This is a genomic window from Sphingopyxis sp., assembly GCF_036675685.1.
Taxonomy (GTDB): Bacteria; Pseudomonadota; Alphaproteobacteria; order Sphingomonadales; family Sphingomonadaceae; genus Sphingopyxis.
On the sequence record NZ_JAKFEM010000002.1, the window covers coordinates 154791 to 175638 of the forward strand.

Annotated in this window: 27 protein-coding genes; 10 read left to right on the plus strand and 17 right to left on the minus strand. The window is 66.5% G+C overall.

The features are described from left to right. Positions 1–4: 4 nt before the first annotated feature. From V6M50_RS00860 to ccoN, 9 genes are read right to left on the minus strand one after another with little or no spacing between them, the layout of a single operon-like run. Positions 5–238: a hypothetical protein gene (locus tag V6M50_RS00860; RefSeq protein ID WP_332816635.1), complete on the minus strand. Its 234-nt coding sequence runs from the start codon at positions 236–238 to the stop codon at positions 5–7. Then, positions 235–390, minus strand: coding sequence for a cbb3-type cytochrome oxidase assembly protein CcoS (ccoS, locus tag V6M50_RS00865; RefSeq protein ID WP_332816636.1), 156 nt, complete (start codon positions 388–390; stop codon positions 235–237). Before ccoS ends, V6M50_RS00860 begins: the two co-directional genes overlap by 4 nt. Beyond that, positions 387–2498, minus strand: a complete 2112-nt coding sequence (locus V6M50_RS00870; RefSeq protein ID WP_332816637.1) for a heavy metal translocating P-type ATPase — start codon at positions 2496–2498, stop codon at positions 387–389. The genes ccoS and V6M50_RS00870 overlap by 4 nt, the downstream gene beginning before the upstream one ends. Continuing rightward, positions 2495–2965, minus strand: coding sequence for a FixH family protein (locus V6M50_RS00875; RefSeq protein ID WP_332816638.1), 471 nt, complete (start codon positions 2963–2965; stop codon positions 2495–2497). Before V6M50_RS00875 ends, V6M50_RS00870 begins: the two co-directional genes overlap by 4 nt. Next, positions 2962–4419 (minus strand): cytochrome c oxidase accessory protein CcoG, encoded by a 1458-nt coding sequence (ccoG, locus tag V6M50_RS00880; protein ID WP_332816639.1) that lies wholly within the window; start codon positions 4417–4419, stop codon positions 2962–2964. Before ccoG ends, V6M50_RS00875 begins: the two co-directional genes overlap by 4 nt. Next, the gene (gene ccoP / locus V6M50_RS00885) at positions 4406–5335 is read right to left on the minus strand and encodes a cytochrome-c oxidase, cbb3-type subunit III (protein ID WP_332816640.1); all 930 of its coding nucleotides are present in this window, start codon (positions 5333–5335) and stop codon (positions 4406–4408) included. The genes ccoG and ccoP overlap by 14 nt, the downstream gene beginning before the upstream one ends. Beyond that, positions 5328–5486, minus strand: coding sequence for a cbb3-type cytochrome c oxidase subunit 3 (locus V6M50_RS00890; RefSeq protein WP_332816641.1), 159 nt, complete (start codon positions 5484–5486; stop codon positions 5328–5330). Before V6M50_RS00890 ends, ccoP begins: the two co-directional genes overlap by 8 nt. After that, on the minus strand, positions 5483–6256 hold the full coding sequence (gene ccoO, locus V6M50_RS00895) for a cytochrome-c oxidase, cbb3-type subunit II (protein ID WP_332816642.1): 774 nt from the start codon (positions 6254–6256) through the stop codon (positions 5483–5485). Before ccoO ends, V6M50_RS00890 begins: the two co-directional genes overlap by 4 nt. Positions 6257–6267: 11 nt before the next feature. Next, entirely contained in the window at positions 6268–7926 is a 1659-nt protein-coding gene (ccoN, locus tag V6M50_RS00900; protein ID WP_332816643.1) for a cytochrome-c oxidase, cbb3-type subunit I, read from the minus strand. Between the two features lie 171 nt (positions 7927–8097). Here ccoN and V6M50_RS00905 point away from each other — a divergent pair, with 171 nt between their 5' ends. Next, positions 8098–8769: an OmpW/AlkL family protein gene (locus tag V6M50_RS00905; RefSeq protein WP_332816644.1), complete on the plus strand. Its 672-nt coding sequence runs from the start codon at positions 8098–8100 to the stop codon at positions 8767–8769. Between the two features lie 25 nt (positions 8770–8794). Here the strand turns inward: V6M50_RS00905 and V6M50_RS00910 are convergent, their stop codons facing one another. Both V6M50_RS00910 and V6M50_RS00915 read right to left on the minus strand, forming a co-directional pair. Then, positions 8795–9484 carry a Crp/Fnr family transcriptional regulator gene (locus V6M50_RS00910; RefSeq protein WP_332816645.1) on the minus strand — a complete coding sequence of 230 codons (690 nt, stop codon included), beginning with the start codon at positions 9482–9484 and terminating at the stop codon, positions 8795–8797. A 31-nt stretch (positions 9485–9515) separates the two neighbouring features. Continuing rightward, positions 9516–10325: a universal stress protein gene (locus V6M50_RS00915; RefSeq protein ID WP_332816646.1), complete on the minus strand. Its 810-nt coding sequence runs from the start codon at positions 10323–10325 to the stop codon at positions 9516–9518. A gap of 337 nt (positions 10326–10662) precedes the next feature. Between V6M50_RS00915 and V6M50_RS00920 the strand changes: the two genes are divergently transcribed. From V6M50_RS00920 to V6M50_RS00930, 3 genes are all read left to right on the plus strand, one after another. Next, on the plus strand, positions 10663–11208 hold the full coding sequence (locus V6M50_RS00920) for a GNAT family N-acetyltransferase (RefSeq protein WP_332816647.1): 546 nt from the start codon (positions 10663–10665) through the stop codon (positions 11206–11208). Positions 11209–11260: 52 nt separating this feature from the next. Continuing rightward, positions 11261–12286 (plus strand): zinc-dependent alcohol dehydrogenase family protein, encoded by a 1026-nt coding sequence (locus tag V6M50_RS00925; RefSeq protein ID WP_332816648.1) that lies wholly within the window; start codon positions 11261–11263, stop codon positions 12284–12286. Positions 12287–12353: 67 nt separating this feature from the next. Further along, complete coding sequence (locus tag V6M50_RS00930; RefSeq protein ID WP_332816649.1) at positions 12354–12554, plus strand: hypothetical protein; 201 nt, start codon at positions 12354–12356, stop codon at positions 12552–12554. 36 nt (positions 12555–12590) lie between these two features. On the opposite strand, the gene V6M50_RS00935 is transcribed toward V6M50_RS00930, so the two are convergent. The 3 genes from V6M50_RS00935 to V6M50_RS00945 all read right to left on the minus strand — a co-directional run bounded on the left by V6M50_RS00935 (position 12591) and on the right by V6M50_RS00945 (position 14262). Then, the gene (locus tag V6M50_RS00935; RefSeq protein ID WP_332816650.1) at positions 12591–13004 is read right to left on the minus strand and encodes a response regulator; all 414 of its coding nucleotides are present in this window, start codon (positions 13002–13004) and stop codon (positions 12591–12593) included. 142 nt (positions 13005–13146) lie between these two features. Next, complete coding sequence (locus V6M50_RS00940; protein WP_332816651.1) at positions 13147–13941, minus strand: universal stress protein; 795 nt, start codon at positions 13939–13941, stop codon at positions 13147–13149. Positions 13942–14115: 174 nt separating this feature from the next. Further along, complete coding sequence (locus tag V6M50_RS00945; RefSeq protein ID WP_332816652.1) at positions 14116–14262, minus strand: BON domain-containing protein; 147 nt, start codon at positions 14260–14262, stop codon at positions 14116–14118. 287 nt (positions 14263–14549) lie between these two features. On the opposite strand from V6M50_RS00945, the gene V6M50_RS00950 reads away from it, so the two are divergent. Both V6M50_RS00950 and V6M50_RS00955 read left to right on the plus strand, forming a co-directional pair. Next, a complete protein-coding gene (locus V6M50_RS00950; RefSeq protein ID WP_332816653.1) occupies positions 14550–15035 on the plus strand; it encodes an Hsp20/alpha crystallin family protein in 486 nt (161 codons plus the stop codon). A gap of 87 nt (positions 15036–15122) precedes the next feature. Next, positions 15123–15245, plus strand: a complete 123-nt coding sequence (locus tag V6M50_RS00955) for a hypothetical protein (RefSeq protein WP_332816654.1) — start codon at positions 15123–15125, stop codon at positions 15243–15245. 24 nt (positions 15246–15269) lie between these two features. On the opposite strand, the gene V6M50_RS00960 is transcribed toward V6M50_RS00955, so the two are convergent. Both V6M50_RS00960 and V6M50_RS00965 read right to left on the minus strand, forming a co-directional pair. Next, the gene (locus V6M50_RS00960) at positions 15270–16247 is read right to left on the minus strand and encodes a L,D-transpeptidase family protein (RefSeq protein ID WP_332816655.1); all 978 of its coding nucleotides are present in this window, start codon (positions 16245–16247) and stop codon (positions 15270–15272) included. Positions 16248–16251: 4 nt separating this feature from the next. Next, positions 16252–16935: a Crp/Fnr family transcriptional regulator gene (locus V6M50_RS00965; protein ID WP_332816656.1), complete on the minus strand. Its 684-nt coding sequence runs from the start codon at positions 16933–16935 to the stop codon at positions 16252–16254. Positions 16936–17217: 282 nt separating this feature from the next. Between V6M50_RS00965 and V6M50_RS00970 the strand changes: the two genes are divergently transcribed. Genes V6M50_RS00970 through V6M50_RS00985 form a run of 4 tightly spaced genes read left to right on the plus strand, consistent with a single transcriptional unit; the run spans position 17218 to position 20469 of the window. Beyond that, complete coding sequence (locus tag V6M50_RS00970; protein ID WP_332816657.1) at positions 17218–17469, plus strand: YdcH family protein; 252 nt, start codon at positions 17218–17220, stop codon at positions 17467–17469. Next, complete coding sequence (locus V6M50_RS00975; RefSeq protein ID WP_332816658.1) at positions 17466–17798, plus strand: TraR/DksA family transcriptional regulator; 333 nt, start codon at positions 17466–17468, stop codon at positions 17796–17798. The genes V6M50_RS00970 and V6M50_RS00975 overlap by 4 nt, the downstream gene beginning before the upstream one ends. Positions 17799–17816: 18 nt before the next feature. Further along, positions 17817–19094 (plus strand): MgtC/SapB family protein, encoded by a 1278-nt coding sequence (locus tag V6M50_RS00980; protein WP_332816659.1) that lies wholly within the window; start codon positions 17817–17819, stop codon positions 19092–19094. A 58-nt stretch (positions 19095–19152) separates the two neighbouring features. Beyond that, entirely contained in the window at positions 19153–20469 is a 1317-nt protein-coding gene (locus V6M50_RS00985) for an NRAMP family divalent metal transporter (RefSeq protein ID WP_332816660.1), read from the plus strand. Here V6M50_RS00985 and V6M50_RS00990 read toward each other — a convergent pair. After that, complete coding sequence (locus V6M50_RS00990; RefSeq protein ID WP_332816661.1) at positions 20466–20789, minus strand: LuxR C-terminal-related transcriptional regulator; 324 nt, start codon at positions 20787–20789, stop codon at positions 20466–20468. The two genes, V6M50_RS00985 and V6M50_RS00990, sit on opposite strands and share 4 nt — an antisense overlap. Positions 20790–20848 lie beyond the last annotated feature (59 nt).

Below are 20848 nucleotides of genomic sequence, written 5' to 3' on the forward strand. Positions count from 1 at the left end.
CGCGTCAGCAGCATCGATCCTTCTTGCCAGACGATTTGTCACGCCGCCCGGTGACGACGTGACAGGCCTTGGCGCAGGCGTCGCCCTTGTCGCGCGGCGCGGCAGGGTCGCCGGGCAGGACCAGGGCCCGCGTGTCGCCGCCACATGCCGGAACACGGACGATCCGTGCGTCGACCGCAAGCGGTGCAAGGGCCAATCCTGCCACGGCGACGATCGCGGCGATTCGGCGCGCAATCATGACGGCCGGTTCTCCTCATCCTCGACGAAGATGCGCAGGGCGGCGCCGTCGAGATCTTCGAACTGCCCCTGGCGGAGCGACCAGAAGAAGGCGGCGAGTCCGAGAAGGCCAAGGCCGAGTGCAATCGGGATGAGGAGGATGAGGCCGTTCACCGGATCGCGCCTTTCAGCCGCAGCGCGTTGCCGACGACGATAAGCGATGACCCGGACATGGCGATCGCGGCGACGAGCGGCGTGACGAGCCCGAGGAATGCCAACGGAACGGCGATCGCATTGTAGACGATGGCCAGCATGAAATTCTGGCGAACGATGGCCTGCGTGCGCCTTGCCATTCGTACCGTCTCGACGACAGGCATCAGCCGGTCGCCGAGAAAGATACAATCGGCGGCATTTTTCCCGACGTCACTTGCCGATCCCGGCGCCATCGAGGCATGTCCCGCCGCGAGCGCAGGTCCGTCGTTCAGCCCGTCGCCAAGCATCAGCACCTTGTGCCCAAGCGCCGTCTGGCGCGCGACTGCGCCAAGCTTGTCCTGCGGGCTCATCGCTGTCTGCGCGGTGAGCCCAAGTTCGCGCGCGACTGGCGCGACTGCTTCCGCGCGATCGCCCGACAAAATCATCGCGCCGATACCTCCACTGCGCAGCGCCTCCATCGCCTCGCGGGCATCGGGGCGTAGCCGGTCGGCGCACCGGATCGTCGCCACGGCGCGGCCATCGACCGCAAGCTGTGTAGCGAGCGCATCGCCAAGTTCGCCTCCGAGCGGCCGGCCGAGCGTCACGCTGCGGCCGGCCCAGCGGCCTTCGACACCGAATCCGGGAGTTTCGCGGATCGATGCGACATCGGCGGGACGGACACCATAGGCCTGGAGGCCGCGGGTGAGCGCTTCGCTCAGCGGGTGGCGGCTCGCCTGCGCCAGAGCGAGGAGCAGCGACTTGACCCCGACATCAAGGCGGCCGAGATCAAGCGCCTCGGGGCGACCAAGCGTCAGCGTCCCGGTCTTGTCGACGAGCGCGAGGTCGACTTCGGACAGGCGTTCGAGCGCCGAGCCATCCTTGATCAGCACCCCCTTGCGCATCAGAGCTCCCGCGGCGACGATTTGCGCCGCGGGCACGGCGAGGCCGAGCGCGCATGGGCAAGTGATGATCAGCACCGCCGCCGCGATCAGCAGGCTATGGTGCCAGCCGCCCCCCGCGATCATCCAGCCTGCAAAGGCAAGCAGCGCAAGGCAATGGACGGCCGGCGCATAGAGCCGCGCTGCACGATCAGCGATCCGGACATAGCGCGACTTGCCCTGCGCGGCCTCGCCCATCAGCCGCGCGATATCGGCGATCGCGGTGTCGGTGCCCGCCGCGGTGACGCGAACTTTTAGCGGCGCATCGAGGTTGAGGGTGCCGGCATGAACGACGTCGCCTGGGCGAACCGCCTGCGGCGCGCTTTCACCAGTCAGCAGCGACAGATCGATGCTGCTCGATCCTCCCGCAACGACGCCGTCCGCCGCAAGCCGCTCGCCGGCAGCGACCAGCATGACCATATCGGGCTCTAGCGCAGTAGCGTCGACCCAGTGCGTCGAGCGTTCGTGCCGAAAGACCATCGCGCCGGTGCCCATGTTGCGAAGCAGCGCGGTGACGCCGCCGCGCGCGCGGTCGCGCATCACGCTGTCGAGCCAGCGACCGCAAAGCAGGAAGAAGAGCAGCATCACCGCGCCATCGAAATAGGCATGGGCGCCGTGCGTCACCGTCTCGTAAAGGCTCATGACGCTGACGAGCAGCACGCCGATGCTGATCGGCACGTCCATATTGGTGCGGCGATGGCGCAGCGCGCGCCAGGCCGAAAGGAAGAAGGGGCGTCCGGCATAGGCTACCGTCGGCAGCGCGATCATCGCGGACAGCCAGTGGAAGAGGTCACGCGTCGCGCCCATAGCTCCCGACCAGACCGACACCGAGAGCAGCATGATGTTCATCACCGCGAAGCCAGCGACCGCGACGGCGCGGAGAAGCGCGCGGCTCGTTTCCGCCTCGGCGTCGGCCTCTTCAACCGTACCGATCGGATGCGCCTCGAAACCGAGCGTCGTGAACGCGCCAAGAAGATCGGGCATGTTGGCATCGGGCATGCAGGAGAGATGAACCCGCTTTTCCGTGAAGTTGACGCGCGCAGCGGCGATGCGCTTGTCGCGCACCAGCCCCTGCTCGAGCTTGGCGATGCAGCCCGCGCAGCGAATGTCGGGAACGGCGAAATCGCGCTCGATCAGAGCGGCGGCGCTCATTGCACATCCTTCCGGTAACGCGCTTCGTCCGCGCCGTGCCGGACGCTGAGGTCGAGCCGCCAGCGCCCCAACGCCAGCGGCTCGACCGAGCGCATCACGCCGCCCGCCGCCGGCTCGAAATGGAGCGCGACGGGCGCGGTGCGCCCAACCGGGTGACTGACGGTCGCCGACACGCTAAGGTCGCCGAGCGGCAGATCATTTTTCCGAACCGTCAACAGAACATGCCGCGCGGGATCGAGGCTGACGGTCTCTTTCCACGCCAACCGGTCCTGCGCGTCGGCACGTTTCAGCCATTGGTTGTAGCGCTGGCTCGCGACATAGCTGTTGTCGACGACCGTCCCCCCAAAGGTCGAGGAAGCGAACCGCGCCATCGTGAAATTGACGGTCATCACGACGGCAAAGAAGGCAACGAGGATCGCGGTCATGTGCCAGCCGGTAAAGGCCTTGGCCGTGGGGCGGTCGGTCATGGGGCAGTCTCCGGTCGGTCGAACTGGATGATGTCGCTGTCGCCGCGCGGGTCACCATCGAGGCCGCGCACCGCGATGGTGAAATCCTGGCGCTCGGGTCCTGCGCCGGGCGCCGCGACGAAGAGCTTCACACGGGTCACGCTATCGGGCGCCAGCGCGATTTCTATATGCTGGCTGGCGCGTTCGCGCGTTCCGGCCTCGGTCCACAACCGGGCTTCGGCCAAGCCGTCGACCGCGATGGCAACGCGGCGCGGCCGCGCTTCCATGTTGCGGACTTTCAGCGTGTAATTGTTGCGGATATGCCCGTCGGACAGCTGGACATAGAGCGGGCTGCGTTCATGCTGGACTGCGAGATCGAGACGTGTGCGCTGGCCGAGCGAGAAGAGCATCGCAGCACCGATGGCGACCCAAACCCCAAAGTATATGAGCGTGCGCGGTCGAAGGAGCGTCTTGCGGACAGTCTGTGCGACACCCCCCGCCTTTTCGACCGCAGCATCGTCGAGCGTGCAATAGTCGATAAGTCCGCGCGGCCGGCCGACCTGTTTCATCACACCGTCGCAGGCGTCGATGCACAGCGCGCAGGTAATGCAGCCGATCTGCGGCCCTTCGCGGATGTCGATCCCGGTCGGGCAGACCGCGACGCACTGGTTGCAGTCGATGCAGTCGCCGAAAGCTCCCGGACGCGCCTGCGCTTTCTTGGTGCTGCCGCGCGGTTCGCCGCGCCAGTCCTTGTAGGTCACGAGAAGCGACTTCTCATCCATCATCGCGGTCTGGATACGCGGCCAGGGACACATATAGACGCACACCTGCTCGCGCATGAAGCCGCCGAAGATGAAGGTCGTCGCGGTGAGCACCGCGACGGTGCCATAAGCCACCGGAGCCGCCTGTCCGGTCCAGAAATCGGCTGTCAGGGTCGGCGCATCGGCAAAATACATGATCCATGCGCCGCCGGTCCAGAAGGCGACGACAAGATAGATTCCGTATTTGATGGCGCGCTTGGCAAGTTTCTCGAGGGTCCAGGGACTGTTCGCCAACCGAATCTGGGCATTGCGGTCGCCGTCGATCAGGCGGTCGACGTGCTGGAAGAGGTCGGTCCAGACAGTCTGCGGGCAGGCATAGCCGCACCAAGCGCGACCGACCGCGCTGGTAACGAGGAACAGCCCGATCCCTGCCATGATGAGCAGGCCCGCGACATAATAGAATTCATGCGGCCAGATCTCGATCTGGAACATGAAGAAACGGCGATGCGCCAGATCGACGAGCACCGCTTGGTCGGGCGCGTAAGGCCCACGGTCCCAGCGAATCCAAGGCGTACCGTAGTAGATCGTCAGCGTGACGAACATGATCGCCCATTTGAAGCGCCGGAAGGGACCGTCGACCTTCTTGGGGTAGACGCCTTTCCGCGCCGCATAGAGCGGTCCATTCCCACCGGTGAGGTCTTCAGGGCTGGCCATCTGCTCCCTGCCCTTCGGGCGTCGCGGCGGCCAGCGGCGCTTTCTCGCCGCCACCCAGCGAATAAACATAGGCGGAGAGCATCTTGATCGTCGCAGGGTCGAGACGGTTGTTCCAGCGCGGCATGACGCCGTTGCGCGGCTGGTTGATCGCCGCCGTCAGGCTGTCGCGGTCGCCCCCGTAGAGCCAGATGGCGTCGGTGAGCTTCGGCGCACCCACGGCACGCCCACCCTGCCCGCCCGGACCGTGGCAAACCGAACAATTGGCCTCGAAGATCGCGGCGCCGCGGGTCGAGGCGGCGCCGGCCTTCTCTTGGCCGCTGATCGCACGCACATAGCTTACGACATCGGCGATCTGGGATGCATCGAGGATGCCGTCGCGCCCAAAGGCCGGCATCTGGCTGGTGCGCGTCTCGGCATGGTCGGGATTCCGGATGCCGTTGGTGATCGTATATTGGATCGAAGCGAGGTCGCCTCCCCACAACCAATCGTCATCGGTCAGGCTCGGATAGAGTTTCTTGAGCCCCGCCCCACCAGCGCCATGGCACTGGACACAATGGACCCGGAAAGCCGCCCCGCCGCCCTGGACGGCGGCCTGCATCAGTTCGGGCTTGGCGGGCAAGTCGGCGATCGCGGTCGTGGCGATCGCGCTGGTGACCGGGGCGCGGCGCGCGGCGTCGGCGCGAAGCTCGGCGCTTAGCTCGGCGCGGCTCGACCAGCCCAGCACGCCTTGGGTCGCTCCGTGGATCATCGGCCACGCCGGATAGAGGATCACATAACCCAAGGCCCACACAATCGTGGCGTAGAAGGTCCAGATCCACCAGCGCGGCATCGGCGTGTCGAGTTCTTCGATGCCGTCCCACTCATGGCCGACCGTGCTCGTCCCGGTGGCCTCGTCGATGCGCTTGCGATCAACCATGCTCGTCGTCCTTGAAGATCATCGTCGCGGCTTCGTCGTGATGCCGCCGCGCACCCTTGCGAAAAGGCCAAATCACCAGGCCAAGAAAGAGGATCGCCATCGCCAGCAAGCCCCAGCTGTCGGCAAAATGCCTGAGCGCGTCGTAGCTCATCGTGCCGTCTCCCCCTTTACCGCGGGTGCGTGCGCTTGCTCCTGGGGGCCGGCCTTCTCGACGTCGACCAGCGTGCCGAGCATCTGGAGATAGGCGACGAGCGCATCCATTTCGGTGAGGCGATCGGGATCGCCATCGAAGTCGCGCACCTGCGCCTTGGGATAGCGCTTCTGGAGGTCTACGCCGGCAGCCGGATCGACCTGCGCCTTCATATCCTCGTTCGCCGCCGCGATCGCTTCCTTCGTGTAAGGTACGCCGACCCGCGACAAGGCTCGAAGGTCGCTGCGCATATCGCCGGTGTAGAGGTCCTTTTCGGCGAGGAATGCATAGGGCGGCATGATCGATTCGGGAACGACGCTGCGCGGATCGATCAGATGCGCACGGTGCCATTCGTCCGAATAGCGGCCGCCGACACGCGCAAGGTCGGGTCCGGTGCGCTTCGACCCCCATTGGAAGGGATGGTCGTACATGCTCTCGGCGGCGAGGCTGTAATGGCCGTAGCGCTCGACCTCGTCGCGGAACGGGCGGATCATCTGGCTGTGGCAGGTGTAGCAGCCCTCGCGCATGTAGATGTTGCGCCCTGCAAGCTCGAGCGGCGTATAGGGCCGCATGCCGTCGACCTTCTCGATCGTGTTGTCGATCCAGAAGAGCGGCGCGATCTCGACGATGCCGCCGATGGTGACCGCGACGAGCGCGAAGAGACCGAGCAGGGTGACGTTGCGCTCGAGAATCTTGTGGCTGAAGCCCTTTTTGGCGTCATGCTTTGCCATGAATGGGCTCCTTATTCGGCGGGCGCGAGGGCGAGCGGGCGATCCGCCGCCGCATTGTGCGGGGTTTCGGTCATCGGCTTTTCGGCGCGGATCCTGCCGCCGAGCGTTGCCCAGACATTGACGACCATGATGAGGAAGCCCGCGAGATACATCGCCCCGCCCGCGGCGCGGATCAGATACATCGGGTGCATCGCAGCGACGCTTTCGGCAAAGCTGTAGACGAGGTAGCCGTCGGCGCCGTACTCCCGCCACATCAGCCCCTGCATGATGCCGGCGACCCACATCGACGCGGCGTAGAAAACGATCCCCACCGTCGCGAGCCAGAAGTGCCAGTTCACCATCCGCAGGCTGTAGAGACGTGGGCGGTTCCACAGGCGCGGCACGAGATAATAGACGCAGGCGAAAGTGATCATGCCGTTCCAGCCCAGCGCGCCCGAATGGACATGGCCGATCGTCCAGTCGGTATAGTGCGACATCGAGTTGACCCATTTGATTGACATCATCGGGCCTTCGAAGGTGCTCATGCCGTAGAAGGCGAGCGCCATCACCATCATGCGGATGATCGGGTCGGTGCGGATCTTGTCCCACGCCCCGTTGAGCGTCATCAGCCCATTGATCATCCCGCCCCAGCTCGGCATCCACAGCATGATCGAAAAGACCATGCCCAGCGTCTGCGCCCAGTCGGGGAGCGCGGTGTAGTGGAGGTGGTGCGGCCCCGCCCAGATGTAGAGGAAGATCAGCGACCAGAAGTGGATGATCGAAAGGCGATAGCTGTAGACCGGGCGTTCGGCCTGCTTCGGCACGAAATAATACATCATCGCGAGGAAGCCCGCGGTCAGGAAGAAGCCGACCGCGTTGTGCCCGTACCACCATTGCGTCAGCGCATCCTGGACGCCCGCGAAAGCGGCGTAGCTCTTCGACCCGAAGATGCTGGCGGGCATCGACAGATTGTTGACGAGGTGCAGCATCGCGATGGTGATGATGAAGCTGAGGTAAAACCAGTTCGCGACATAGATGTGCGGCTCGCGGCGCTTCACGATCGTGCCGAGGAAGACAATGAGATAGGCGACCCAGACGATGGTCAGCCAGAGATCGACATACCATTCGGGCTCGGCATATTCCTTCGCCTCGGTGACCCCCATCAGATAGCCGGTCGCCGCCAGAACGATGAACAGCTGATACCCCCAGAAGACGAAGCGGGCGAGCGTCGGGAAGGCGAGCCGCGCGCGGCAAGTGCGCTGCACGACATAATAGCTGGTCGCGATCAGCGCGTTGCCGCCGAAAGCGAAGATCACCGCCGAGGTGTGGAGCGGCCTGATGCGCCCGAAGGTCGTATATTCGAGATTGAGGTTGAGCGCCGGAAAGGCAAGCTGGAGCGCGATAAAGAGGCCTGCCGCCATGCCGGCAATGCCCCAGAACAGCGTGGCAATGACGCCCCAGCGAACCGGGTCGTCGTCATAGACGCCCTGATCGTCCGGCATCTTCAATAGGCCGCGCGCGATCGCCTCATAATCGGCCCGCAACACGGTCGCCCAGAGCATCAGCAAAGCGGCGAGCGCGACGATGACCATATGGACGGCGAAGGGCGCATCGACCGCGACCGCCGCCATCACCAGCGCGAGCAGGGCCAGGCCGAGCCAGCCCCCCGCCTTTGCTACCAGAGTGTCCATATCGCTTGCCCCTGTCTTCGCGCGGCTTCGCAGCCGCATGGTTCGAGACCGCTCTTGGCCGCGCGTCGGGGCAAAAACATTGACCAGGATCAACGAATAGATTGCGCGGCATCAATGCCCGGCGGTCGAGCCTGGTGCAGGGAGCTGAGGTCAACGCAAGGAGCAACGACCATGAAAAAGCAGCATCTCTCCCTGATCGCGCTGGCGGCCGCCGCCGCGATTCCCGGCCAAGCCGCGGCCAAGGCCGGCGATATCCAGTTCAAGATTTTCGCGACCTATGTCGCACCCGACGGCAAGATCAGCGACGTCAAGCTGGACCGGATCGGGCTGCCGGCCGGAACGCAGACGAAGGCCGACGACAATGTGACGCCGACGATCGCGATCGAATATTATGTCGCCGACCATATCTCGCTCGAGACGATCGCCGGGGTCACCCAGCATGACGTGAGCGGCCGCGGCGCGCTCAATGGCGCAACCCTGGTGTCGAACGCGAAGATCGTGCCCGCGACGCTCACGTTCAAATATCATTTCGGCAGGGACGGCGGTATCCAGCCTTATCTCGGCGCGGGTCCGAGCTATTTCATCTTCATCGACGAAAAGCCCGGCGCGACGACCCGGTCGCTCGGCGCGACGCGGCAGAAGATGGGCGACAAGCTCGGCGCCGCGCTCCAGGCCGGAGTAGATATTCCGGTGAACGACAAGGGCCTTGCGCTGTCCTTCGACGCCAAGCGCTATTTCCTGCGCCCGACCGCGACCTGGTATGCCGGGACGACCGAGGTGCTCAAGACGCGGCACAAGCTCGATCCCTGGGTGGTCAGCGCCGGCGTCGCCTTCCGCTTCTAGCCTCCCACCTCGCGCCGGTGGCCGGTCAGCCCGCCATCTCGTTCAGAGCCGCAAGGTCGTTGATGACGACCTTGCGTCGGGATGGGAGGTCGATCAGGCCATCGGCGCGCATTTTGGTGAACTGGCGGCTCGTGGTTTCGATGGTGAGGCCCAAAATGTCCGCGATCTGCTGGCGACCGAAGGGCAGCTCGAAGCCGCGCGCCGCGTCCGCCGCACCGGGCGATGGCGACAAGCGCTCGGCCATTTCAAGCAGGAAGGAGGCGGCCTTCTCAGACGCCGACTTGCGCCCGAGCAAAAGCATCCAGCGGCGTGCGCGATCGAGCTCGCCGAGCGTGCGGCGCAGCAATTTCTGTTGCAGGTCGGGATGGTCGCCGGCGAACTCGTCGAACTGGTCGCGATGGAAGATGCAAAGCTCGGCCTCGCTGATCGCGCTGACGCTGTAAGGACTTTCCTTCCCGAACGGCCGCCCGATGAAGTCCGAGGGAAAGACGATGCCGACGATCTGCTCGCGGCCGTCGGCGGTCGCGGCAACGAGCTTCAGCACCCCTTCGAGTACATTGGCGACGACCGGCGCGTCGTCGCCCTCCCACAGGAGCGTGTGACCGCTGCTCACGCGCTGGCGCCGGCCCATCCAGCCGAGCAAGAGGAGCTCGTCGGGCCGCAGGCTTGCACAGATGGCGCGGTTGCGCACGATGCAGGACAGGCAATCGGTCATGCGCCGGGCGCCCGGCAGGCGCGCATCGCGGTCAATGGGCGAGCAGGAGCGGCGCAGGCGCGGCTTCGAGCAGATAGCGCGTCACCCCGCCGAACAGGGTCTCGCGCAGCCGCGGACGCCCATAGGCGCCCATCACGATGAGCCCCGGCGCCAGCTCCTTCGCGGTTCCCTCGAGAATTTCCTCGGGCGTAAGCGCCCCGCGATCGAGGCGGCGAAGCTCACCATGAATGCCGTGCCGCGACAGATAGCAAAGCGCATCCTCGGCGGGCACCCGTCCCTCATCCGGACCGACCTGAACCATCGTCACCGTCCCCGCGCTCCCCATCAACGGCGCCGCGGCGCGCAAGGCGTGCGCGGCTTGCGGGCTGCCGTTCCACAGGATCATCACCGGGGCGTCAAGGTCGAGCGGCTGGCCTTCGGCGGGCAGGGCGAGGACGGGCGCCGGCACGGTCATCGCGAGGTCGCCCGCCAGCGTCGGCTGCGCGAGGCCGCGCCGGTCGCGGAGGCCGAGCGAGACGATGGCCAGATCGGCGAGCGTCGCGGCGAGCGACAACGACGCGAGCGCATCGCCGTCGGCGATTGCGACGTCCCAGGGCACATCCTCGCGCGCGAGCTGTGCCGCGAGCCGGGCCTCGAGCTCGGCATCGGCAAGCTGGGCCTCGGCGAGCTGTTCGCGCGCCAGATACATGCCGCCGAAGGGGTCCGAGGCGATGAACTGCTGGAAGGGCGAGCAGATCAGGAAGCTGAGATGGGCGCCGAGGCGCCGCCCGATCGCGAGCGCGGTTTCGGTGCGCCCGGCCATGGCCGGGCTCGCGTCGGCGTGAATCAACAGGTTTCGCATGTCTTGCTCTCCTTCAAAGTGGCAGAGAGGGAAGCCCTTATGCACACCGCTTTCATTGACCCTGATCAATAACGCCGCGCTTTCAGGCCGGGCGGCACAGTGGGTCGCTCCGTATAATTACGAAATGCGCCGACCGCTCTGTGCGTTAGCCTGACTTCGCAAAGGAGCAGGCGATGCCACGACCCAGTCCGTTGACCCCAATTCGCGCGTATCCGCGCCGGACCCCCGTAAATCGCGCGCCGGCGGACCCGAGGCGCGAGCGAAGCCGCATCGCGGGCACGCTCACCCTTCGCACTTCGCCGCTCCGGCGGCCCGACCCAAATCAAGGAGACAGAGGATGACGCTCACCAATGCGCCCGACACCACGCTGGGCGAGGCGACCGAGACCTGCCTGCAGACCCGCAGCGGCGTCGATCTTCGCCTCCGGCCGGTCGCCGACAGCGACGCCGACATCGTCAACCATTTCTTCGACGGCCTGACGGCGGACGACATGCAGTTCCGCTTTCTTAGCGGCCAGTCGCACCTTTCGAGCGCCCAGCTCGCGGCGATGATCGGGGTCGATCACCGGCACCGCGAGCATCTGCTCGCGTTCGATGCGGCGACGTCGGAGCTTATCGCGAGCCTGCTGATCGCCGCCGACGACGCTTTCGTGACCGCCGAGGTCGCGATTTCGGTCGCGCCCGCGTATAAGACGCGCGGCGTCGGCTGGACCCTCCTCAACCATGCCGTCGATCTCGCCCGCGCCCGCGGCCTCAAGACGCTGCGGTCGATCGAGAGCCGCGCCAATCGGGGCGCTATGGAGGTCGAACGGACGCTGGGGTTCAAGTCGAGCGACTATGATGGCGACGCCACGCTGGCGCTGCTCGAACTCGAGCTTGGCTGACCTGGGCCATCGGGTCGGCGTCCCGACTGGCAGTTGGCTGGAGACGCACCCAATGGACCAAGGTTTTCATGCCATGCAGCTCGACGCGCCGGGGGCGTCGCTGCGCCGCGTCGAGCGGGCGATGCCGGCACCGGGAGACGGCGAGATTCGGATCGCGGTCGCCGCGTGCGGCGTGTGCCGGACCGATCTCCATATCGCCGATGGCGACATCAGCGGCCGGCTTCCGATCATCCCGGGCCATGAGATCGTCGGCCGCGTCGATGCGCTCGGCGCGGGCGTCACGCGGTTCGGGCTTGGCGACCGGGTCGGCGTGCCCTGGCTCGGACGGAGCTGCGGCGCCTGCCCCTATTGCGCTACGGGTCATGAAAATCTCTGCGACACGCCCGAGTTCACCGGCTTCACGCGCGACGGCGGTTTCGCTTCGCACGTCGTCGCCGATGCGCGCTTCTGCCTCGCAATCCCCGATGCCTTCGACGATGTGCATGCAGCGCCTTTGCTCTGCGCCGGACTGATCGGCTACCGCGCCTATCGCATGGCGGACGGCGCGAAGACGCTTGGCCTCTATGGCTTCGGCGCCGCCGCACATATTCTCGCGCAGATCGCGATCGCTGACGGCGCCGACGTCTATGCCTTCACGCGCGAGGGCGATACGGCAGGCCAGGATTTCGCGCGCCGCCTCGGCTGCATCTGGGCGGGCGCGTCGAACGAGGCCCCGCCCGCCGCGCTCGATGCCGCGATTCTCTTCGCGCCGGTCGGCGCGCTGGTGCCCGAAGCACTGCGCCGGGTGCAGAAGGGCGGACGCGTCATTTGCGCCGGCATCCATATGAGCGACATCCCCGCCTTTCCCTACGCCGATCTCTGGGAGGAGCGGGTGATCCGGTCGGTCGCCAATCTGACGCGCGCCGACGGCACCGCCTTTCTGGCGCAGGCCGCGCGGTGCGGGGTGCGCCCGCATGTAACCGCGGTGCCGCTCGGCGACGCGAACCGCGCGCTGGACCAGCTCCGCGCCGGAGAGGTCGAGGGCGCGCTCGTGCTCGTCCCCGACCCGCAGGACAAGGCGGTTAGGGAGAATCCCTAATGGCGGACGGCGCGGTGCAGCGGCAAGGATGACGCACGCCAGACCGGCGCGTCAGGAGACACATCCCATGGATCATTTCGAGAAAGGCGATGCGCACGCCGGACGTCCGCCCGAATGCCCCGACTGCGAACCGCCGGCCCAGCCGGACAAGAGCTACCCCGAGGCGCCGGCGCCGAACCCCGATCGCCAGCCACTGCGCACGTCGCCGGAGGCCCCGGTGCTTCCCGACAGTCATCCCGAAACCACCCCCGGCGAATATCCCGAATAGGCCCGGCCGTGCAGATGCGCCACAAGCGGCGCGCTTTCAGCCCGTCGCCGATGGCGATCCGCTGCGCGTAAGCCGGGTTACGGCATCGACAAGTGCATGTTCGCGCAGCGGCTTTTCGAGGACAAGCGCGAAACCCGCAGCGCGCGCTTGCGCGCTCAGTTCGCCCGAGGCATAGGCCGAGATCAGGATCGCGGGCCCTTCCCATCCCTGCGCACGGAGCGAGCCGAGCATGGCGATCCCGTCGCTTTCCTCGAGCCGGTAATCGACGATCAGGCAATCGGGCGCGGCGCGGGCCGCCTCGGCCAGCGCAGGATCCGCCGCGGACCAAGCCTTGGCGGCAAATCCGCGGCCTTGGAGGAGCAGGAGCAACGAGCGCCGCACCGCCGGGTCATCCTCGACGATGAGGATGCTGGGCGGCGCCTCGCTCCACCCCGTTCTGGCGATCAACATGTCCATCGTTCCGTTACCGGCGCGATCGCACGGCGACCGGGTTCGGGCCGCCACGCATATCGAATTCATCTGGAAAATTCTCCGGGCTCGACCGTTTGCGGGTGCGAGCCCGAAGCCGGAAAGCGGGGCAGCGAACCATCGATCAGTGGCTCATCAACAGCGGACGCTTGCTCTTCGAAAGCAGATTCTTGGTCGTCCCGCCGAAGGTTTCGCGGAGCCGGCCGCGGCCATAGGCGCCCATCACGATATAATCGGCACGAAACAGTTTGCTCTCGTCCGAGATCAGGAAGTCGGCGTGGAACTTGCCAATGTCGGTCGTCCGCACGCTCGCCTTGATGCCGTGCCGCGACAGATAGGTCGCCGCTTCTTCGGGCGCGATATTGTTGTCGGGGCCCTGCGCGGTGAAAATCTCGACCTCCTTCGTGAAGGCGAGCAGCGGCACCGCAGCGCGCAGTGCAGCGGCCGCCGAAGGCCGGCCGTCCCAAGCGACGAGCGCGCGGTCGAGCTCGAAGCGTTCGAGGCCCTCAGGCACCGCGAGAACCGGCGCGCTCGCGCGTGCAACGATGCGGCTGGTGATGTCGCGCATGTCGGGCATCGGGAAGCCGTCGAGCGCGCAATTGAGGATGATGAGGTCGGCGAGATCGGCGGCGTCAAGCACCGCGTTCGCGATCTCGTCCATCGCATCGATCCAGCTCCAGCTCACATCCTCGCGCGACAGCCTGTCGCTGATCAGCGACTTGTTCTTCGCCTCGCTATCGCGCTCGTCGAGAACGACCACAGTCTCGGCAAAACCGAAGCCATCGCCGGCGATAAGCGGATAGGGGGTGACGTCGATACAGGTGAGATGTCCCTCGACCGCGCGCGTGATATCGAGCGCCGCCTGCAGGCGCGCTTCCTGGCCATGGTCGTCATGTACGAGCAACAGGATATTCTTCATGAGCCGTCTCCTTGGTTTCTGCGCCGAGCCTATGGGTCGCCGACCGCGGCCGATATGCGCAATGATACGGATAGAAAGGCGGCCGCCCGGATGTCCGGACGGCCGCAGGGGGGTCGCCTCTTCCCCAAGGCGAGCGGGATCAGTTGTCGACCGCGAGATGGTCCTCGACATCGGTTACGCCGGGCGCCGACCAGCGGCGAGCTCGGCCATGCGGCGTTCGGCCCACGCCTTGACCTTGCCGCACAGCGTGACCGTGCTGCACTCGGTCGTCACCGACACGCCGGTCGCGTCGAAGCCTGCCTGCCGCTTGAACGCCGCCATGATCCTTCTCCTTTGATCGGGGCCCCGCTCGCCGCGCGAGGGGAGCAAAGCCCGGCGGGCGGTGGCAACGGACCGCCCGGCGAGTGTGCGCAAGCCTGCCCGAGACGAGGGCGGCCGCTTATCCGCAATTTCCCGTAAGGAAGGTTCCGCTTGGGACCTTCCCCGATTCCGGTGCCGCAAACCGCTCGCTAGGTCCCGATCGCGCCTCGGCGCGTCGCGGCGGAGCGAGCCTTGCTCCGGCACAGCCCGCCGCCGCGATCTTTTCCATTTTCAAAAGGAACAAGCTGATGAACGATCTCACCCCGACCCGCACTGCTGGCAGCCCGCCCGCCCAGGCCGAACTCGGCGCAATGAACTGGCTGCGCGGCGAGCTTGACCGCATGTTCGAAGAATTCGCGGTGCCTGGCCGCAGCCTGTTGAGCTATGTCCCGCGGCTCGTCAGTCCGGTCCCGGCGGTCGAACTCGCCGACACCGGTTCGGCCTATAAGCTCACGGCCGAGCTTGCAGGGCTCACCGAAAAGGATATCCGTCTCGAGGTCGCCGACGGCGTCCTCCTGCTCGCGAGCCAGCAAGAGGAATCCTCCGAGCGCCACGAGGATGGACATCTGATCAGCGAGCGACGCCACGGCAGCTTCCGGCGCCGCATCACGCTGCCCACCGACGCCGACGCCGACAAGATCGAAGCGAAGTTCAAGCATGGGCTGCTCAGCGTCGATATCCCGAAGGTCGAAAAGGCCCGCGATCATGCCCGCAAGATCAAGATCGGCGGCTAGTCCGGCGTGCCGGGACCGCGCCGTGCGGCGCGGTCCCGGGTGCCTTGGCGCGTCGGCTGCCCGACGCTTTTTTCCGGAGCGAAATCCATGGCCCGCATTCTTCACACGGAACACCGCAGCGAAGCGATGCTGCGGCTGAAACTCGGATCGGCCCTTCTCTCGCTGGTGATGGGCGCGACCTTGGTCCTGTTGCTCGCGCCGCATCTCTAGACATTTGGCCCGGCACGTCCGGCGCTAACGCGCCGGCGCTGCCGCCTCATCGCCGTCAAGTATCTCGCCGGGCGCGGGGCTTGCGGCGCGAAGCGAGTCGGGGGTGACAATAACGCTGGTTCCCGCTCCCAGGAGCGGATCGAGGCGCGCACGCACATCGGCAGCGATCTGGACCCGCCCGGCAGATGGCGTCGGCGCCTTGGCGGCGATCGCGCCCGGAATTGCGACCTCGATCCAGGATGCAGCACCTTCGGCCCCCGCCCGCCGGACGAAGGCCGAGGTGCCCGTCACCGCCCCCTCTATGCGCGCGGGAGCCGATCCGATAACGATCCCGTTCCTAAGTATCAGGATCCGTTGGTCGGCGGCGCTGACGATGATCGACACGGGCCCGCCGGGCGCCCTGTCCGGTTCCCACAGGATTGCCTCTTCGGCCAGCGCGGGCCCCGTCTGGAGCAGCGGATCGGCGGGCGCCGCGCGCGGCACCGCGGCCGCTTCGGTGACGATCACCGTCATCCCGAGCCGGGTCACGCCATAAAGAAGGCGGGCGAAGGCTTGCGGCAGGCGAATGCAGCCGTGCGAGGCGGGATAGCCGGGCAAGGTTCCGCCGTGCAGCGCGACCCCGCCCCAGGTCAGCCGCTGCATATAGGGCATCGGCGCGTCGTCGTAGAGGCTCGAGCGATGATCGACGTCGCGCTGGAGGATCGTGAAGACGCCGGTCGGGGTCTCATGGCCCGCTTTGCCGGTCGAGACCGTGGTGATCGCGATCGGCACCCCGTTGCGATAGAGGGTGCCGCGCTGGGTCGCGAGGCTGACGATCATGAGCAAAGGTCCGCGGGGCGCGATTTCGGGCGCCCAGATATATTCGCCCGGTTTCAGCCGTTCGGCTGCCTCAAGCACGCTTCCCTGCGGGTGGACGGGCTCGGCCGACGCCGCGGGAGACAGGAGCAGCGCAGCTCCAAGCAAGATCGCCCGCCTCCCGGCCATTTTAGCGCTCGCCGCCATCGGCTCAGCCCGCCATCGCGGCGATACGGGCCCGATCGTTGATGCGTACCGCGCGCCGCGAAGGGAGGTCGACGAGACCGTCGCTGCGCATGCGCGTGAGTTGCCGGCACGTCGTCTCGATCGTCAGCCCCAATATGTCGGCGATCTGCTGTCGGCCGAAGGGGAGTTGGAAACCGCCCGGCGCATCGCATGCGTCGGCGGGAAGACGTTCCTCCATGTCGAGAAGGAAGGATGCGACCTTCTCGGGCGCCGACTTGCGTCCAAGCAGCATCATCCAATGCCGTGCGCGGTCGAGCTCGTCGAGGGTCCGGTGGAGGAGCTTCTGCTGCAGATGTGGGTGGCGGCCGGCGAAGTCGTCGAACTGCTGGCGATTGAAGATGCAGACCTCGGCGTCGGTCATCGCGGTCACGCGGTAGGGACTCTGCTTGCCGAAGGGGCGGCCGATGAAATCGGAGGGGAAGACGAGGCCGACGATCTGTTCGCGTCCATCGGCGGTCGCGACGACGAGCTTGAGGACGCCAGACAGGACATTCGCGAGGGTTGGCGCCTCGTCGCCTTCCCAGAGCAAAGTGTGACCGGCCTTGACGCGCTGGCGCCGCCCCATGCGGCCGAGTTCGGCGGCTTCATCGGCGGCAAGGCTGGCGCAGATGGCGCGGCAGCGCACCGCGCAGGAGGCGCAATCGCTCATCGCCGCGCTCCCGCGTCCGGTGCGAGCGTGGCGGCCCGGTTCGGCATCGGGCGTTTGCTGCCATGGTGGCTGGGAAGATGTGATTGACCCCTCATGCGCTCCGGATAGCGGGTCGGCCCGCGTTCGTGATTACGCAACTGTACGTATGCGCTGCGAGCGAGGCACCCGGGGCCGATACGGCGGCGCGATAGACGGCAGGCGTAAGGGCTATTGCGTAGCGACAGCCGGGGCGTCCCGGCGCAATTCAGCGAGCGAGAAGCGCCCCTTCCAACGAAAGGACCGATGATGAGCGAAGCCGGCCACGACCTTCATAGACTGTTTCCCGATCATGGGCCGACGCTCCACGCGCTCAAGCTCGGCAGCGCCCATTTCCGCAAGCTCGCCGAAGATCATCATGACCTCGCAGGCCAGATCCAGCGCTTCGAAGCCAGCCTCGCGGCGGTGCCCGACGAAGAATTGGAAGTGCTGAAGAAGAAGCGGCTTTTCCTTCTCGACGAGATCGCCGCGCTCATCGCGGACGAGAAGAAGACATGATGCACAGCCTCACGGAGATTCGTTCGGACCTGGCTGCACGCCTTGAGCAGCTAGCAGCGCAGATCGAACGAACGGAAAGAGAGCAAAGCGCCCCGCTCGACGATGATTTTGCGGAGCAAGCAGTCGAGCGCGAGGATGATGAAGCGCTCGATGCACAGCAGCGCGCCGCGGTGGCTGAAATGGAGGCGATCCGGCATGCGATCGCAAGGCTCGACGCCGGGCATTATGGTCTTTGTACCTCGTGCGGGGTCCCCATCGACGCCGCGCGCCTCGAAGCCCTGCCCGCCGCGGCGCATTGCATCGAATGCGAGCGCGAGCGCGGCGGCTGATCGCAGCGGTTGAACGAAATGACCGATCCCATCGCCACCGCCGACCTCGAATCGCTTACCGGCGTCGGGCTCGCGCTCCTGCTCGGACTGCTTGTTGGCGTCCAACGCGGCTGGAGCCTGCGCAACGAGGCTGCGGGCAGCCGCTTCGCCGGGGTACGCACCTTTGCCCTGTTCGCGCTCGCCGGCGGTATTTCGGGCGTCACTGCGGCCCCGAACGCGGCCATCGCGGCGATCATCGCTGGCGCCGCCGCCATGCTGATCCTCATCGGCTATGCAAAGGCGGCACATGCCCCCGACTTGCTGAGCGGAACGACGAGCCTCGCCGCGCTCATCACGCTCGGATGCGGTTATCTGGCCGGAAGCGGCCGGGGCGAGATGGCGACGGTCGTCGCCGTCGCGATGACGATGGTGCTGGCGCTGCGCACCGAGCTTCATCGCTGGGTGGCGGGGCTTAGCGACGTCGAAGTCGGCGCCATCACGCGTTTCGCGCTCATCGCGCTTGCCATCCTGCCGCTGCTGCCCGACGAAAGCTTCGGGCCTTATGGTGCCTGGAACCCGCGCCAGCTCTGGCTCGTCGTCGTCTTCGTCTCGGGCTTCTCCTTCCTCGGCTATGCCGCGTCCAAGCGCTTCGGCGCCTCGCGCGGCACGCTCGTCATGGCGGCGACCGGCGCGATGGTTTCTTCGACCGCTGTCACCGCGACGCTCGCGATGCGGGTGCGCGACGGAGAAGAAAGCGAGGCGATGGCCCTTGCCGGAATCGGCGCCGCGTCGGCGGTCATGCTGATCCGCGCCATCATCCTGACTATCGTGCTGGCGCCGGCGGCGATGCCGGCCTTCGGCTGGATCGCCGCGCCGGCCGCGCTGGTGAGCGGCGGCGCGATGCTCTGGGCGTTGCGAAGCCGCCGCGAAGCTCGCGCTGCCGACCGCCCCGTGGAACTCAAGAACCCGTTCCGGCTCGCGCCGGCGATCGGCCTGATGCTGCTTGTGATGGTGCTGACCGTCGCGGCGCGCTGGATGATGGCGCTGGTCGGCGAACGCGGCCTTGCGCTGGTCATTGCGCTGTCGGGTCTGGCCGACGTCGACTCCGCGATCATCACCGTGGGCTCGCTGCCGCAAGGCCTGCTCGAAGGCAAACTCGCGACGATCGTCATTATCGCCCCGGTTCTCGCCAACACCTTGTTCAAGGGCACCGTCGCTCTGGCGATCGCAGGCTGGGGCAAGGGGTGGAAGCTCGCGTTGCCGCTTGTCCTGAGCGTGGCGGCCAGCCTCGCGTTCATGCCGATCCTTCTCGTTTGAGCCCGGTCGGACGCCGCGCAGAATGCCGTAACCGAGACGATTTCTAAGGGGCGCCTGCATGACGACAGCAAGCGACCAGGACGAAGGAACGCCGACGCCGGCGAACGGACGGAAGAGTCCGAGGGCATTTCTCCGCGCGCTGGGTCCGGGCCTGATCGCCGGCGCGGCCGACGATGATCCGAGCGGGATCGGCACCCACAGCCAGATCGGGGCGGCGTTCGGCTACCGGCTGTCTTGGACCTTCATACTCAGCTTCCCGCTGATGGTGGCGATCCAGGAGATCGCCGCCGAGATAGGGCGGATCACGGGGGCCGGGATCGCACGCAACCTCAGGCGGCATTATTCACGACCGCTGCTCTGGTCGATGGTCTCGCTGCTGCTCGTGGCGAACATCATCAACCTCGGCGCCGACCTCGGCGCGATGGGCGCCGCGCTCGCGCTGCTGGCCGGGGGCAATGCCGGGCTCTACACCTTGCTTTTCGGCATCCTCAGCATCATCCTCGAGGTCGGCCTCAGCTATCCTCGCTATGCCGCGATCCTCAAATGGACGACCCTCACCCTTTTTACCTATGTCGCGGTGCTGTTCGTCGTCCATGTCCCATGGGGCAAGGCGCTCGCTGCATTGGTCGTGCCCGACATCGAGTTCAATGCCGCCTATGCCACCGCGTTCGTTGCGATCCTCGGGACCACGATCAGCCCTTATCTCTTCTTCTGGCAGGCGGGCCAGGAGATCGAGGAACAGCATCGCCACCATAGCAAGCCGCTCTGCCTGACGCCCGCGTCGGCGGGGGGCGAACTGAAGCGCATCCGCATCGACACGCTCACGGGCATGGCCTTCAGTACCCTGATCTCACTCGCGATCGTCTTCGCGACGGCGGCGACGCTTCACGCACAAGGCGTTCGCGATATTGCCACCTCGGCGCAGGCGGCCGAAGCGCTGCGCCCGCTCGCCGGGCCGTTCGCGTTCGCGATGTTCGCGCTCGGGATCATCGGCACCGGCCTCCTCGCCGTCCCCGTGCTGGCCGGTTCGGCCGCCTATGCGGTGACCGAGATGGCGGGGATGGCGGGCAGCCTCGACGCCAAGCCGCTCTCTGCCCGGCTTTTCTACGGCACGATTGCCGCGACCACGCTTGCCGGCGCCTCGCTTTCGGCGCTTGGCATCGACCCGGCGCGCGCGCTCTATTGGGCGGCAGTGGTCAACGGAGTGCTTGCTGCGCCGCTCATGCTGGTGATGATGCTGATCGCCCGAAATCCGCGCGCAATGGGCCGTCTCGTCATTTCGCGGCGGCAAACTTGGTCGGGCTGGGCGGCGACCGCGGTGATGGCAGCAGCGACCCTGCTCTTCTTCCTCTTCCTGTTCGCCGGAAAGGTCTAGCTCCGCGAGCGTGCGTGACGGGCGATCAGCCTGCCGATCTGGTCGCGCTGCGGCAAGATGATGCCGAGGAGCCCGGCGAGCGTTGCCGCGCCGAGCTTGCGCATCAGGCGCGAGCGATGGATTTCAACGGTGCGGTGGCTGATGCCGAGTTCGTGCCCGATCTGCTTGTTGGTGAGGCCGCGCACCAGCCCCGCGACGACTTCGAGCTCGCGATGCGTCAGCAGATTGACCACGGGCGACGAACGCCGATGCCGCGTGGCGCCAGCCGACGCAGTACGGCGGGTCGCTGCTATGGGGTCTTCGCGGCGGGCTGTCGTCATGCGGTCCATCCTCCGATGAACCGGGATTTATCGGGCCCGAGCCGCGGGGTCGTTACGTA